The sequence below is a fragment of the Imperialibacter sp. genome, from assembly GCF_040222385.1.
Classification (GTDB): domain Bacteria; phylum Bacteroidota; class Bacteroidia; order Cytophagales; family Cyclobacteriaceae; genus Imperialibacter.
Window position 1 is genome coordinate 136,481 of sequence record NZ_JAVKDF010000017.1, and the last position, 14,787, is coordinate 151,267.

General features: G+C 47.4%; 13 protein-coding genes. 7 read left to right on the forward strand and 6 right to left on the reverse strand.

Features of this window, described 5'->3' with window-relative positions:
- Positions 1-25 precede the first annotated feature (25 nt).
- Positions 26-748 (forward strand): response regulator, encoded by a 723-nt coding sequence (locus tag RIG68_RS04300; protein WP_350119032.1) that lies wholly within the window; start codon positions 26-28, stop codon positions 746-748.
- Here the strand turns inward: RIG68_RS04300 and RIG68_RS04305 are convergent.
- Positions 745-1,305, reverse strand: coding sequence for a thioredoxin family protein (locus RIG68_RS04305; RefSeq protein WP_350119035.1), 561 nt, complete (start codon positions 1,303-1,305; stop codon positions 745-747). The genes RIG68_RS04300 and RIG68_RS04305 overlap by 4 nt on opposite strands.
- 155 nt (positions 1,306-1,460) lie before the next feature.
- On the opposite strand from RIG68_RS04305, the gene RIG68_RS04310 reads away from it, so the two are divergent.
- Entirely contained in the window at positions 1,461-3,071 is a 1,611-nt protein-coding gene (locus tag RIG68_RS04310) for an amidohydrolase family protein (RefSeq protein ID WP_350119038.1), read from the forward strand.
- Between the two features lie 128 nt (positions 3,072-3,199).
- Entirely contained in the window at positions 3,200-4,246 is a 1,047-nt protein-coding gene (locus RIG68_RS04315; protein WP_350119041.1) for a tetratricopeptide repeat protein, read from the forward strand.
- On the opposite strand, the gene RIG68_RS04320 is transcribed toward RIG68_RS04315, so the two are convergent.
- The 3 genes from RIG68_RS04320 to aspS all read right to left on the reverse strand — a co-directional run bounded on the left by RIG68_RS04320 (position 4,238) and on the right by aspS (position 8,016).
- Complete coding sequence (locus tag RIG68_RS04320; protein ID WP_350119044.1) at positions 4,238-5,116, reverse strand: glycerophosphodiester phosphodiesterase; 879 nt, start codon at positions 5,114-5,116, stop codon at positions 4,238-4,240. The genes RIG68_RS04315 and RIG68_RS04320 overlap by 9 nt on opposite strands.
- A 37-nt stretch (positions 5,117-5,153) precedes the next feature.
- Positions 5,154-6,197: a BamA/TamA family outer membrane protein gene (locus RIG68_RS04325; protein ID WP_350119047.1), complete on the reverse strand. Its 1,044-nt coding sequence runs from the start codon at positions 6,195-6,197 to the stop codon at positions 5,154-5,156.
- 67 nt (positions 6,198-6,264) lie between these two features.
- Positions 6,265-8,016 carry an aspartate--tRNA ligase gene (aspS, locus tag RIG68_RS04330; protein WP_350119050.1) on the reverse strand — a complete coding sequence of 584 codons (1,752 nt, stop codon included), beginning with the start codon at positions 8,014-8,016 and terminating at the stop codon, positions 6,265-6,267.
- Between the two features lie 151 nt (positions 8,017-8,167).
- Between aspS and RIG68_RS04335 the strand changes: the two genes are divergently transcribed.
- The 4 genes from RIG68_RS04335 to RIG68_RS04350 all read left to right on the forward strand — a co-directional run bounded on the left by RIG68_RS04335 (position 8,168) and on the right by RIG68_RS04350 (position 11,430).
- On the forward strand, positions 8,168-8,725 hold the full coding sequence (locus RIG68_RS04335; RefSeq protein WP_350119053.1) for a hypothetical protein: 558 nt from the start codon (positions 8,168-8,170) through the stop codon (positions 8,723-8,725).
- On the forward strand, positions 8,722-9,180 hold the full coding sequence (locus RIG68_RS04340) for a nucleoside deaminase (RefSeq protein ID WP_350119056.1): 459 nt from the start codon (positions 8,722-8,724) through the stop codon (positions 9,178-9,180). The genes RIG68_RS04335 and RIG68_RS04340 overlap by 4 nt, the downstream gene beginning before the upstream one ends.
- 137 nt (positions 9,181-9,317) lie before the next feature.
- Entirely contained in the window at positions 9,318-9,920 is a 603-nt protein-coding gene (locus RIG68_RS04345) for a superoxide dismutase (protein ID WP_350119059.1), read from the forward strand.
- A gap of 160 nt (positions 9,921-10,080) precedes the next feature.
- A complete protein-coding gene (locus RIG68_RS04350) occupies positions 10,081-11,430 on the forward strand; it encodes a Gfo/Idh/MocA family protein (protein ID WP_350119062.1) in 1,350 nt (449 codons plus the stop codon).
- A 45-nt stretch (positions 11,431-11,475) separates the two neighbouring features.
- On the opposite strand, the gene RIG68_RS04355 is transcribed toward RIG68_RS04350, so the two are convergent.
- Positions 11,476-12,540 (reverse strand): fatty acid desaturase family protein, encoded by a 1,065-nt coding sequence (locus tag RIG68_RS04355; protein ID WP_350119065.1) that lies wholly within the window; start codon positions 12,538-12,540, stop codon positions 11,476-11,478.
- Positions 12,541-12,756: 216 nt separating this feature from the next.
- The gene (gene uvrB, locus RIG68_RS04360) at positions 12,757-14,775 is read right to left on the reverse strand and encodes an excinuclease ABC subunit UvrB (RefSeq protein ID WP_350119068.1); all 2,019 of its coding nucleotides are present in this window, start codon (positions 14,773-14,775) and stop codon (positions 12,757-12,759) included.
- Positions 14,776-14,787 lie beyond the last annotated feature (12 nt).

Below are 14,787 nucleotides of genomic sequence, written 5' to 3' on the forward strand. Positions count from 1 at the left end.
ACCTTTGACACTGAACAAAAAAGCTATGGCTATTCGTATTGCATTGGTTGAGGATAATCCGTCGCTGCGAAAGCGATTCATCGACAACTTTAAATATTTCCAGAGTATTGACCTGGTAATTGTCAGTCCAACCGGGGAGGATTTTCTCGGCAAAATAGAACAGGCCACTGCAAAAGAGCTACCTCAGGTGGTTCTCATGGACATTGAATTGCCCGGCATCGATGGAATAGAAACGACCAGCCGCCTTAAACAGTCGCTGCCAGATATTGAAGTGATGATGCTCACGGTGTTTGAGCAGCCCGACAAAATATTCAGCTCGCTGAAAGCCGGGGCGGTGGGCTACATGCTGAAGGATGAAAGCCCAGCTAATATTGTAAAAGCTATTGAAGAACTGCTGGAGGGCGGTGCTCCGATGTCGAGAACTATCGCCCGCAAAATGATCGGCTTGATTAGTTCAGACCCAAACCTCGGCGAGGATTCGAAACTGAAAGATCAGGCCATTCAGGAATACGGGCTCTCTGAGCAGGAAGTGAAAATAATCCAGCGGCTTGTGGACGGAAACAACTACCTCGGTATAGCTGAAGGGCTCTTTATCAGCCCTCATACCGTAAAAACACACATCAAGAACATCTACAGGAAACTTCATGTGCACAGTCGGGCCTCGGCAGTGAAGCTGGCCATTGACAAGAAAATAGTGGGAATGGTGACGTTGGTTTTGGCTGCCGCTGTAAAACTGCTGTCGGTCTAGCTCTTCCACTTAATATTGCAACCCATCGACGGCAGCTGCTCCTCCTCACCCACTGTCTTGTCGAGCAAAACAGCATCCAGCGCATTTCGTAAGTCTTTTCCAGTCAGCTGCTGTCCATTTCTCGGTGTGCTGGCATCAAGCCGCCCTCTGTAAACACATTTCAAGTCGGCATCAAACACATAAAAATCCGGTGTGCATGCTGCTTGATAAGCTTTGGCAACCTCCTGGGTTTCATCGTACAAATAAGGAAAGGGGAAAGCCTTCTCTCTGGCCATGATCTTCATTTGCTCCGGGCTATCCTCGGGATAGTTCACCACGTCGTTTGAGCTGATGGCCACAAAACTGATGCCCTTCGATTGATATTCGCCAGCAATCGCCAACACCTCGTCCAATACATGAATGACATAGGGGCAATGATTACAAATAAACATCACCACGGTGCCCTTGTCGCCTTTGACGTCATTTAGGGACGCCATCTTGTCAGAAGCGGTATCTAAAAGTTTAAAATCCGGGGCTTTGGTTCCCAGCGGGAGCATCGTAGAATAAGTACTGGCCATTTTTTGACTTTTGTTTACATAAAGGCCTAAACATGCAAAAAGTTCTGAAAATGAAGAAATATGCTAAAATTACCTTCTGTAAAAAGCCCTGTTGGGTGGGTCGCCACTTATCTCTATCTTGATGAACATCTTCGAAAACTTAGTATATCCAAACCATGAGGCGACTTAAGAAACAGACCATATTCATTTCAGCTTTAGCGCTTTTTCAAATATTTTCCATTGGCGTTTCTGCTCAAAGGAGAAGTATTACCCCATCGCCAGCCAGAGCGGAGGGCGACGGCCCCTACACACAACTTATTATCCGTGGTGCCATCATGGTCAACGGCACCGGGGCGCCTCCAATCGGGCCGGTGGATATCGTTATCGAACAAAATAAAATCAAAAGTATCCAGACCGTTGGCTATCCTGGTGTTGAGATCAACGCCGAAAGACGCCCAAAACTCAAAGAGGGCGGGAAGGAAATCGATGCAGCGGGCATGTATGTGCTTCCCGGGTTTATCGATATGCACGGGCATATCGGCGGCGTGACGCAGGGAACTCCAGCTGAGTATGTCTTCAAACTCTGGATGGCGCATGGCATCACAACGATTCGAGAACCTTCGGCCGGCAACGGCCTGGACTGGACACTTGAGCACAAACGAAAAAGCCTGAAAAACGAAATCACTGCTCCCCGTATCCTAGCTTACACGGCGTTTGGGATGGGTAAAGAAGGGGGTATCAATAGCCCGGAAGAAGCCAGACTTTGGGTGCAGGAAAATGCTAAAAAAGGAGCAGACGGCATCAAATTTTTTGGTGCCAGCCCCGACATTATGGAAGCTGCACTGCGAGAGAATAAGCGGCTTGGTCTGAGAGCTGCCTGCCACCATGCCCAAATGGACGTGGCCCGGGCCAATGTGCTCAACACTGCCAGCTGGGGCCTCACCAGCATGGAGCACTGGTATGGCCTTCCCGAGGCTATGTTCGACAACCGCACCATTCAGGATTTCCGACTCGACTACAACTATCAAAACGAACAGCACCGCTTCGGCGAAGCCGGAAAGCTTTGGAAACAGGCAGCGGCACCCCATTCAGAAAAATGGAACGCAGTGATGGACTCACTCATTGAGCTCGACTTCACATTAGATCCCACCTTCAATATTTACGAAGCCAACCGTGATTTGATGAGGGCCCGCACTGCAGAATGGCACCAGGACTACACACTTCCCTCGCTATGGGATTTCTACCAGCCGAGCATGCAATCGCATGGCTCTTACTGGCACTACTGGGGCACCGAAGAAGAAATTCAGTGGAAGGAGAACTATCGGCTTTGGATGACTTTTGTAAATGAATACAAAAACCGGGGTGGCAGGGTAACTACCGGTTCGGACTCTGGTTTCATCTTCCAGCTATATGGCTTTGCCTACATCAGGGAAATGGAACTGCTAAGAGAAGCCGGTTTCCATCCTTTGGAGATTATTCGTTCTGCTACTTTGTATGGAGCGCAGGCACTAGGCATGGAAAAGGAGATTGGTAGCATCGAAGTAGGTAAGCTGGCCGACCTTGTGATAATAGAAGAGAATCCGCTGCAAAACCTTCAGGTACTTTACGGAACAGGTGCCATTAAATTGACGGAAGATAATGAAGTTGTAAGAGTTGGTGGCGTGAAGTATACGATCAAAGACGGAATTATTTACGATGCCAGACAGCTGCTGGAGGACGTGAAAACGATGGTGACGGAATCCAAGGAGGCAACCGGTAAGGCCATCAAGCAACCGGGCGTCAACTAAAATTTTAGCACCAGAGCATTTAATAACTGCTTAGAAACGAAGTAAACCTGTTAAAATTATCTTTTTTCAAGATTTTTTAGTATTATGAAGATTATTTGAAGCATCGCCTATTATTATAGTATTATTAAATGAGTATCCCTGATCAACCCTTTTTTCCAAAACCTATTTTTGAAAAATTTCCTCTTTCAGCGATAGTCGCTTTTGCAGTCCTACAGGTTCTTTTATTCGGTTGTATCCCCACTGAACCGAGCAGTGACGGGAAAAAAGACGGGACAGTAGAGACAGCTCAAGCTTCCGTAGAAACTGATGAGGAACCCTACGAGGCACTTTCTCTTCTGGGTAAGAAACTAAAAAGACCTGAGCTTTCTGACAAACAACGAGCGGCACTCGAAGAAAATCTCGCAAAGGCAAAGACAAATTTCGATGCGTATCCTGACAGCCTGGACTTTATCATTTGGTATGGTAGAAGACTTGCCTACATGTCGATGTACAAAGAGGCCATACAGGTATACACCGACGGACTAAGAGAATTTCCTGATTCGTACAGGATCTACCGCCACAGGGGCCACCGGTATATTTCCATCAGGCAGTTTGACGATGCCATCAGGGATTTGGAGAAGGCTGCTTTTTATATGCGTGGCGAAGAAACGATGATCGAAAAAGATGGGATACCTAATAAGCTTAATATACCGCTGTCAAGTACGCAGTTCAATGTTTGGTATCATCTAGGACTTGCCTACTATTTGAAAGGCAACTACGATAAGGCTATTTCAGCTTACAAAAAATGTATGGAATTCTCTACCAACGATGACCTGCTGGTGGCTACCTCCGATTGGATGTACATCACCTACAGGAAGCTGGGGAATCCACAATCAGCTGACAAAGTGCTTGAGGCGATCAATCCAAAAATGAAAATCATAGAGAATGAGTCTTATCACAAACGGCTTCTTATGTACAAGGGCCTTCTAAAGCCGGAGGATGTCCTTAGCACTGACGAGGAAGATGGGGTTCAGCTCGCCACACAGGGTTATGGGGTGGCCAACTGGTACCTTCTCAACGGCAACATCGAAAAAGGCCGAGACATTCTGGAGAAAGTGGTCGCCGGGGAAAGCTGGTCCGCCTTTGGATACATCGCCTCCGAGGTTGAGCTTACCAACCTGCAAGCCTTACTTTAATTCGTTTCTTAGGGCCAGGGCTACATCCGGGTAATTCGTGATGACGCCATCAACTCCCATGCCCAACACTTTCACCATTTCGTCCGTTGTATTAACTGTATACGGAATGACGGTCAAACCATCATCGTGGTGTCGTTTGACCAGCGAAGCATTGATCATTTTGTGGTAGTAGTTCATAGACTCCACATGCGCAGTGGAAGCTCGTCCAAGTCTGAACTTATTGTCCTTATGAAACGGGATAAAGAAAAGTGAGGTTTGGCTGACAAGCAGCTTTTGCAAGGGTATGTTGTAGCCACTGGCATGTGCCTCCTCCAGGTATTTTGAGTCAAACGACTGAATGATGCACCACTCTTCGGCTCCGTATTTGCGCACCTCCTCAGCCACCTGTTTTCCAAGCCCATCGTAAAGCCCTTCTTTTGGCCATTTGATTTCGATCAAAACCTTCACTTCACCGTTGATGCCTACAATGACTTCCGCCAGTGAGGGTACCAACTCACCCTTGAATGCTTCGCCAAACCAGCTGCCTGCATCCAGCTCCCTAATTTCATCAAAAGTCATGGCTGAAATAGCACCTGAGCCATTGGTGGTCCTGTCCACTGTGGCATCGTGCATGACTATGAGATGCCCATCTTTACTTCTGTGAACGTCCAACTCAATCACATCAGCTCCCAACTCTATTGCCTTACGGAACGATGCCATGGTGTTCTCAGGTGCATGCCCGGCGGCACCACGGTGCCCGACGATTAGAAAGTCTTTCTGTTGGATATAATTCACATTGTTTACCTCCATGTGATTGGCAATTACTGGCCAAAAGAACCAAATTAACCCAGTAACAACCAGAAGAATGCCGCCGAGAATAAATTTCAACATAGGATTGGTTTTGAGGATAATTTAAGCAATTAAGAGGTCAAAATGCCTCGGCAACGTTGAGATAAACAGCATAGAAACCATCAGTTGCCACACCGAAATCGAGTCGGAGGTTGAGCTTTTGGTCCTTTATCGGGCTGAATCGCCCGCCAGCGCCAACCACAGCTTTTACCGGAGTTTGAAAAGCCGAAGCTATGCCGGGGGAAACATTTCCGACACCAGCAAAAAGCACGCCTCCCAGCCTCCAAAAAAGCGTTCTTCTCCCCTCCACCTGAAAATACCAGGAGACTTTGTCACGGTACAGGTTTTCATTCTTAATTCCTCTTAGTCTATCGTTTCCACCTAACTGCGGAAGCCTGTAAAACGGGATATTGTTACCGGCCACTGAGTTAATCACAAGCTGTAGCCCCAAAACATGCTTTGGCGAGATAACTTCCCGAAAGTACCTTGTGTCAATATTCAACTGTGCAAAGGAATAGTTGCTGCCTACTACTTTACTAAAGTAATGGAGGTTGCTGGTCACGTACCATCCTTTTGAAGGGTAAAGGACATTGTCTCTGGTGTCGTAGATAAATATCGGCCCCAGACCATTCGTCCAGCCGCCATCGGTTCCCGATACTGCTCCTGTCTCCAGCACTGCCCCATCTTTGAAGTCGCTTAGCTTATCATACCTGAAGTCGTATGACAGTCCAAAAAAGTATTTTTCGTCCCTGATCTTCATCCAGCGACCATTAAGCTGGCCAAACTGATCCAGAAACATTTCCAGGTCATCCGGGTGTGTGTCATTGCCAATACCGAAAAAAAAGTCAGGGTAGTTCCGTATCCGCAGGGTATTACTCAGGTAGGTAGCGTTTTGGAAATATTGCTCCGACCTGAGGGAACTGATTATCTGTTTGTTGGCAGTGTAAATAAATATAGGAGCCAGCGTGCTGGGCCGCCTGAAGCTGCTTGTGTCCACCTGCTTCTCGGGCAAAATCCACATGCCCATAAAGCCACCGAAGAACCTTGACTCAGGCGAATAACCCAGAATTGGGGCGGCTATAACCCTTCCTCTTTTTTTTGTAACTGAATCCGTTTCTTCCACGGTTTGGCACAGCCCGTCCCATGGCAGCAACAGAACAAGTAAAAAGGGAAAGTGAGAACACTTCATCTTACACTTCGCCAACAGATATACTTAGCTCTTTCAATTGTTCTGCTGAAATAGTCGATGGCGAATCAATCATTACATCTCTGCCCGAGTTGTTCTTAGGGAATGCAATAAAGTCCCTGATGGAATCAACTCCACCAAACAAAGAGCAAAGCCTATCGAAGCCAAAAGCAATACCACCGTGCGGAGGTGCGCCATATTCGAAAGCTTCCATCAGAAAGCCAAACTGCTTCTTGGCCTCTTCATCTGTAAAGCCAAGCGTTTTGAACATCAACTGCTGCGTTGGTCTGTCGTGGATACGGATAGAGCCGCCGCCTACCTCTACGCCATTAATCACCATGTCGTAGGCGTTGGCCCTGATGGCACCTGGATCAGTTTCGAGCAGCTTCATATCTTCTTTCTTAGGCGCAGTGAATGGATGGTGCATGGCGTGGTAGCGCTTGCTATCTTCATCCCACTCCAGCAAAGGAAAATCTAGTACCCAAAGAGGTTTGAAATCGTCCCTTTTTCTCAGGCCGAGTTTGTTGCCCATCTCCAGCCTCAGCTCGTTCATGGCTTTACGGGTCTGGTTTTTGTCCCCAGCTAACACTAATATCAGGTCGCCAGCCCCGGCACCGCAGGCTGCGGCCCATTCCTTCAGCTGACCCTCAGAGTAAAACTTGTCCACTGAAGATTTGAAAGTACCATCGGTATTGCATTTGAGGTAAACCATGCCTTTAGCCCCAACTTGTGGTCGTCTGACAAAATCGGTCAATGCATCCAGCTCCTTGCGAGTGTATTCTGCACAACCTTTGGCACAAATGCCCACCACCAATTCGGCGGCATCAAAAACCTGGAAGCCTTTGCCCTGGGTAAGGGCATTCAGCTCAACGAACTCCATGCCGAATCGGATATCCGGCTTGTCGCTACCGTATTTTAACATTGCCTCATCGTAGGTCATGCGAGGGAAAGCACCAAATTCCAGTCCTTTTTCTTCTTTGAAAAGCGACTTCACCAGCCCTTCGAATATGTTGAGAATATCTTCCTGCCCCACAAATGACATCTCGCAGTCAATTTGGGTGAACTCAGGCTGGCGGTCGGCTCTTAAGTCTTCATCACGGAAACATTTTACGATCTGGAAGTAGCGGTCGAAGCCCGAAACCATCAGCAACTGCTTGAAAGTCTGGGGGCTCTGTGGCAAGGCGTAAAACTCACCAGGGTTCATACGAGAGGGCACCACAAAGTCACGGGCACCTTCCGGGGTGGACTTGATGAGTACCGGTGTTTCCACTTCGATAAACTTGTTGCCATCGAGGTACCTGCGGGTATACTGCATCATGCGGTGACGCAGCTCCAGGTTGCTTCGTACGGAGTTTCTGCGCAAGTCCAGGTAGCGGTATTTCATGCGCAGCTCGTCGCCACCATCAGTTTCGTCTTCGATGATAAACGGCGGCACTTTGGCTGGGTTTAGCACTTCCATGGCCGTCACCCTTATTTCTATATCACCAGTCGGCATCTTCGGGTTTTTCGACACTCTTTCTATCACCTCACCGGTAGCTTTCAGCACAAACTCACGACCCACACCCTGGGCCATTTTCTGAATGTCGGCAGCAGTTGATCCTTCGTCAAACATGAGCTGTGTCAGGCCATAACGATCCCTCAGGTCAATCCAGGCCATACCACCTTTGTCCCGGAGGCGTTGCACCCACCCGCAAAGCGTTACGGTAGTTCCTACGTGCTCAAGTCTTAATTCGCCACAAGTGTGAGTTCGAAGCATTGCTAGTCGTTTTGAATTTTGGGAGGCAAAGTTAGCAATACTTTGGTCAAAAGCTTTTACACGGAAAGTTTTACTGACATAGTTTTTGGCCCTTTCCGAGCTATATTTTTCATACTTTTGATTCTTTAAAGCAAAGAGATTAGAATATCCTATGAAATCAGCTTTCCTTATTGTCTGTTTAGTGGCACCCCTTTCCTTAATAGCCCAGCTAAGCCCTACCAAAGTCACCGACTATATTACGGTGAGCCTTCCTTCTGATTTTCGACCGATGAACGAGCAGGAGATCAACAGTAAGTATGTCTACACCAGAAGGCCCATGGCGCTTTACACTGACTACGGTGTTACTGTCGATTTTGGGATCAACAGAGGAAACAACCAATGGGCGCAGGGAGACTTAAATATTCTGAAGGATTTTTATAAAGCCAACATTTCTTCTCTCTACGATGAAGTGAGTTTCACCAAAGACGCTATCGAAACTATCAATGGAAGGGAGTTTGCTGTATTTGAGTTTGTTGCAATAGTTAAACCTGAGGAAGACGCCATTACTAACGAATCAGCCCTCCGTACTTACAGCTATATACAGTACACCATTGTCAACAACCAAACGCTCGTGTTCACGCTTTCATCGCCTTACCAGCACATAAGGAAGTGGAAGGATTTGGCGCCACAGATCATGCAAAGCGTATCCATCAAAAAGAACTTTAAGTGAGCGGACTAACAGTTTTCAGCGACGATCATTTCATGAAAGTCGCTTTGCGTGAGGCGGAGAGGGCGCTGGAAGAAGATGAAATTCCTGTGGGAGCTGTCATCGTTTGCCAGAATAAGGTCATTGCCAAAGGCTACAACCACACAGAAAAGCTTACTGACGTCACCGCCCATGCTGAAATGCTGGCGATTACTTCAGCAGAAAACTACCTGAGCTCCAAATACCTGACCGATTGCACACTGTACGTAACCCTTGAGCCTTGTGTGATGTGCGCCGGAGCGCTCCACTGGACGCAAATAAGCCGCATTGTTTACGGCGCCTCTGATTTACAGCGGGGCTACTCGCTGCTGACTGAAAATGTGCTGCACCCAAAGACAAAGGTGTCATCGGGGATTATGGAACAGGAATGCCGACAACTGATCAACACCTTTTTCAAAAAGCTTAGGGGGAAGGGGTGATTTCATCTATAACCTCATCAACAATATCTATCCCATCAATGAACTATACCCACTCGTTGGGGTTATTTAATTGGGCAGTTCTTATTAGATTTACTGTTCAGAATATAAATGTTCAACCATAAAACAAATCAATAGTTATGGCATTCGAATTACCAGCATTACCATATGCAACCAATGCGCTGGAGCCGCATATCGACGCCCGCACCATGGAAATACACCACGGCAAGCACCACAATGCTTACGTGACGAACCTGAATAAAGCCATCGAAGGCACTGACATGGCCGGCAAGTCGCTCGAAGAGTTAATGAAAAATCATTCCAATGTTCCTGCTGTTCGCAACAACGGCGGTGGTCACTGGAACCACTCACTTTTCTGGACAGTAATGGGCCCTGGCAAAGGCGGTCAGCCTTCAGGTGCTTTGGCTGATGCTATCAACGCTGCCTTCGGTTCGTTCGACGGGTTCAAAGAAAAATTTTCTGCAGCAGCAGCTACCAGGTTCGGCTCAGGCTGGGCGTGGCTTTGCGTGAAAGGTGGCAAGCTTGAAATATGCTCTACTGCCAACCAGGACAATCCATTGATGCCTGACGCAGGTTGCAGTGGCACACCCATTCTTGGTCTTGACGTGTGGGAGCACGCTTATTACCTCAACTATCAAAACAGAAGACCTGACTATGTTGCGGCCTTCTACAATGTGGTGGATTGGGATGCAGTAGCCAAGCGTTTTGCAGCGGCAAAATAATTAGCCAGTTGCTATTAAATATCAGAGCCCTTCCAGCAATGGAGGGGCTTTTTTATTGCCCATCGATCAACCCATATCCCTGACCACGCAATTAGCCCTTCCTTTTTAGGTATCGAATTAGGATATTGAGAAATAAACGATTCAAAACATACCTACGATTATGAGTTCAACATCCAGAAGAACATTTATACAAAAGACCGGCATGGCCGCTGCGGGCGGACTTGCTCTCAGCCAAATACCTTTTTCTTCATTCGCCGGAGTACGGAAGCCAGTCGCAGCAGCAGACAAGCTACGCTATGGTGTGATCGGCTGCAACGGCATGGGCTGGAGCGACATGCGCTCCCACCTCAACATGGACGAAGTGGACTGCATCGCCCTTTGCGATGTTGACCAAAGCGTGCTTGACAGGCGCTCCGCCGATGTGGAAAAAATGCGAGGCAAAAAACCTACCCAGTATGGCGACTACCGCAAAATGCTGGAAAACAAAGACATTGACGTAGTGATCATTGGCACACCGGACCACTGGCACTGCAAAACCATGGTTGATGCTGTGCAGGCTGGCAAGCATGTGTATGTGGAGAAGCCCATCGCCAATACCATGGAGGAGTGTAACCTGATGGTAGCTGCTGCGAAAAAATATGGGAAAATTGTGCAGGTTGGACAATGGCAGCGAAGCGGTCCGCATTACGAGCAGGCGCTCGATGTGGTTCGCTCAGGGAAGCTGGGGCAGATCAGGCTGGTAAAAGTATGGGCCTATCAGGGCTGGATGAAGCCCGTACCAGTGTTGCCCGACACGGCAGTGCCTGCGGGTGTCAACTACGACATGTGGCTCGGTCCGGCGCCGAAACGACCTTTCAATGAAAACCGTTTTCACTTCAACTTTCGCTGGTTTTGGGACTACGCAGGAGGCTTGATGACCGACTGGGGCGTACACGAAATTGACATAGCGCTTTATGCCATGGGCGTAAAAGCACCTAAATCAGTCATGGCATCCGGTGGCAAGTTTGCCTACCCTGATGATGCTTCGGAAACACCCGACACATTACAGACGGTGTTCGAATACGACGGTTTCAATATGCTGTGGGAGCACGCCACAGGTATCAATGGAGGGAATTATGGAAAAACTGAGGGAATTGCTTTCATTGGTAACAACGGAACTTTGGTTGTCCACCGAGGAGGCTGGGAAATTATTCCGGAAACAGAGCAAAAAGATGGCATTACTATGTATAAAATGGATGACGTGCCTGACCAGCGGCCACAGGGAGTTGCGCTTGATCTTCACACGAGAAATTTTGTTGACGCCATCAAGGCAAACGACTCATCGAAACTCAAGTGCGGCATTGAAACAGGAAGCATTGCAGCCATTAATGCGCAAATGGGCAATATTGCTTACAAAACAGGGAGGAAAGTTTTCTGGGATGCGGCAAACGGACAGTTCAAGAACGATGCCGAAGCCAACACCCTGATGAAGGCCAACTATAATAATGGGTGGACTTTGCCCAAGGTCTAAATAAAGAAAGCCCTTCTCAATGATTCACAGAGAAGGGCTTTCTTTTTATGCCTGACCCATTGCTTTTAAATAAGCTGCGTGGGATCCCAGCGCAATCCGCATGCGTGGATATTCGATGTATACGATGCCATTTTCTTCACACACCTTTTTGATGATTTTGCTGATCTCAGGATAGTGTATATGTGAGATCTTGGGGAAAAGGTGGTGCTCAATCTGGTAGTTCAAGCCACCCACCCACCAGGTAATCAGCTTATTTTTAGTGGCAAAGTTTGCCGTTGTCTTTATCTGATGAATCGCCCACTCGTCCTCAAGCTTATTCAATTCGTTAGGAACGGGGAAATGAGTGTGTTCCACTGTGTGTGCCAATTGAAATACAAGCGTAAGTACTAATCCGGCAAACAGCCCCATTACCAGGAAGCCCGTTAGCCATGGCAAGAAACCCACCATATAAATTGGCAGCGCCATGTAAACGACCGCATGAATGGCTTTGAAACCCCAAAAGCTGATGTGATCCTTAGGCTTCATCTTCATTAGCGGCATTGAGCCTACCTTTTGAGTAAAGTACTTCTTGTAATCTGTAAAGAATACCCAATACAGATAAAGCAGAGAATAAGCGAACCAACCATAAATATGCTGATAACGATGAATCTTTCGGTGACGCTGCGTCGAGCAAAGTCTCAGGAAGGGCCTGGCGTCAATATCATCATCAATTTCGTCAATATTGGTGTAGGTGTGATGAATAACGTTATGCTTGGTGTTCCACATAAACACATTGGCTCCAAGAAAATTGAGCGATAAACCAGCAAGCTTATTCACCCACTCTTTGCGGCTAAAACTTCCATGGGAACCATCATGCATCACATTGAATCCGATGGCGGCCGTTAAACCTCCCATTATTACAGATTCCGTGAGAGCCAACCACGTGCCTGGAGTAAAAAAAACCAAATGGATATAGAAACCCACCCAGCTCAATACCAGAACAACTGCCTTTACGTACAGCTTATAGTTACCTGTCGACGGCTTTCCTGCCTCTTGAAAGTATTCGTTTATTCTTGACCTCAGTTCGCCATAGAAGGAATTTCCCTGAGATGAAAATTTCGGTGCACTCATTAGGGTTCTTATTATTTTACAGTACAAAAGAAACCTTTTGCACATTGATAAATTGAGTTGACAAAGGTACGATTAAAACCGGAAATATTTTTCGCAATTTTATCGGCGGCGAGCTTCATGAAACGACTCACGCTTGGGGATGCATTTAGTAAACGGTATTTCAAGAAAGTTAGTTCTTGTCAACTAGTGTGCAAGCCTCTGCGCCGCCCCTGTCCACTATTTTTCGTAAAGTTTTTTCAAGTCGCTCAATTCATCTCTCAATCTGGCTGCGTCAATAAAATCCAGCTCCTTGGCAGCTTTTTCCATGGCTTTTTGTGTTTGCTTGATCAGCTTTTCGAGCTCAGGCTTTGGCATGTATTGAACAATCGGGTCGGCTGCAATACTTGGCTCCTCATTTTCGACGTAGTACTTCCTTCCGTCCTTTTTGGAGTCAGCCACTTTAGTTTGACCCATAATTGAGCCGATATTCTTTTTAACAGATCGGGGGGTAATACCGTGTTCTTTGTTGTAAGCAATTTGGATGTCCCTCCTCCGATAAGTTTCATCAATAGCCTCCCGCATGGAGTCCGTGATTTTATCGGCGTACATAATCACCTTTCCGCTTTCATTTCTGGCCGCCCGGCCAATTGTCTGAACCAGTGATCGCTGGTTTCTAAGAAAACCCTCTTTGTCGGCATCTAAAATAGCTACCAACGAAACCTCCGGTAAGTCGAGGCCCTCACGCAAAAGGTTGACGCCTACGAGGACATCGAAAACGCCTAGTCTCAGCTCTCTAAGAATTTCTACCCTGTCAAGTGCATTCACCTCTGAGTGGATATAGCGTGACTTCACGCCAGCCCTCTCCAGGTACTTCTGTAGCTCCTCCGCCATTCTTTTAGTAAGCGTTGTTACCAGTACCCGTTCTTCTTTTTTCACCCGCTCATCAATCTCTTCCAGCAGATCATCAATCTGATTGATACTTGGCCTGACATCAATCTCCGGGTCAAGAAGGCCGGTTGGCCTGATGATCTGCTCAACAACTACACCCTCTGACTTTCGGAGTTCGTACTCAGCCGGAGTGGCACTAACAAAAATCACCTGACTCAACATCCCTTCAAACTCGTTAAACGTCAGCGGCCTGTTGTCCAGCGCCGATGGAAGCCTGAAACCGTAGTCGACCAGATTCACTTTCCTTGATCTGTCACCTCCCCACATGGCCCTGATCTGAGGCACAGTTACATGGCTTTCGTCAATCACCATCACAAAATCCTCAGGGAAATAGTCAAGCAAACAGAACGGTCTTTGGCCTGATTGCCGCCTGTCGAAATAGCGGCTATAGTTCTCCACTCCTGAGCAATAGCCGAGCTCCCTGATCATTTCAAGGTCAAACTCTGTTCGCTCTTTCAACCGTTTTGCTTCGAGAAACCTACGCTCGCTTTCAAAATAGTTGACCTGGGCCATCATGTCGTCCTGTATTTCAATAATGGCCTGCTGGATCACGTCTTTCCCTGTTACAAACAGGTTGGCAGGAAATATTGTGATGATTTTCTCGTCGCTGAGCTTTTTGCCCGACTGAGGATCAATTCGCTGAATAGACTCAATTTCGTCTCCCCAGAAAATAATGCGGTAGGCAAAGTCGGCATAAGCAACGAAAATATCGACCGTATCACCCTTCACCCGAAAGTTACCTCGCTTGAACTCCACCTCTGTTCGGCTGTACAAAATATCTACAAAATTGAAAAGGAGCTGATTTCGTGTCAGCCGCTGCCCCTCTTCCAGCCGGATAACATTTTTGCCAAACTCATCCGGATTTCCTATACCGTATATGCAGGAGACGGAAGCAACCACTATAACGTCCCGCCTTCCGCTTAGCAGCGCCGAAGTAGCACTTAGCCGTAGCTTCTCAATTTCTTCGTTGATGGAAAGATCCTTCTCTATGTAAAGTCCTGTGGTTGGAATGAACGCTTCCGGCTGGTAGTAGTCATAGTAGGAAATGAAGTACTCAACAGCATTGTTAGGGAAGAACTGCTTCAGTTCGCCGAATAGCTGAGCAGCCAATGTTTTGTTGTGGCTGAGGACAAGGGCTGGTCTGTTCACTTCCTTGATCACGTTGGCCACTGTGAAGGTTTTTCCGGAGCCCGTCACTCCCAGCAGCGTCTGGGCGGGTTCGTTAGCATTTAAACCTTTTACAAGCTCAGCAATTGCCTTGGGCTGGTCGCCGGTGGGTTGGTATTCAGAAGTTAGTTCGAAGTCCAAAGAGTAGAAATT

Coding starts and splice junctions, on each gene's coding strand:
- RIG68_RS04300 (WP_350119032.1), top strand. CDS start 26: ATGGCTATTCGTATTGCATTGGTTGAGGATAATCCGTCGCTGCGAAAG.
- RIG68_RS04305 (WP_350119035.1), bottom strand. CDS start 1,305: ATGGCCAGTACTTATTCTACGATGCTCCCGCTGGGAACCAAAGCCCCG.
- RIG68_RS04310 (WP_350119038.1), top strand. CDS start 1,461: ATGAGGCGACTTAAGAAACAGACCATATTCATTTCAGCTTTAGCGCTT.
- RIG68_RS04315 (WP_350119041.1), top strand. CDS start 3,200: ATGAGTATCCCTGATCAACCCTTTTTTCCAAAACCTATTTTTGAAAAA.
- RIG68_RS04320 (WP_350119044.1), bottom strand. CDS start 5,116: ATGTTGAAATTTATTCTCGGCGGCATTCTTCTGGTTGTTACTGGGTTA.
- aspS (WP_350119050.1), bottom strand. CDS start 8,016: ATGCTTCGAACTCACACTTGTGGCGAATTAAGACTTGAGCACGTAGGA.
- RIG68_RS04335 (WP_350119053.1), top strand. CDS start 8,168: ATGAAATCAGCTTTCCTTATTGTCTGTTTAGTGGCACCCCTTTCCTTA.
- RIG68_RS04345 (WP_350119059.1), top strand. CDS start 9,318: ATGGCATTCGAATTACCAGCATTACCATATGCAACCAATGCGCTGGAG.
- RIG68_RS04350 (WP_350119062.1), top strand. CDS start 10,081: ATGAGTTCAACATCCAGAAGAACATTTATACAAAAGACCGGCATGGCC.
- RIG68_RS04355 (WP_350119065.1), bottom strand. CDS start 12,540: ATGAGTGCACCGAAATTTTCATCTCAGGGAAATTCCTTCTATGGCGAA.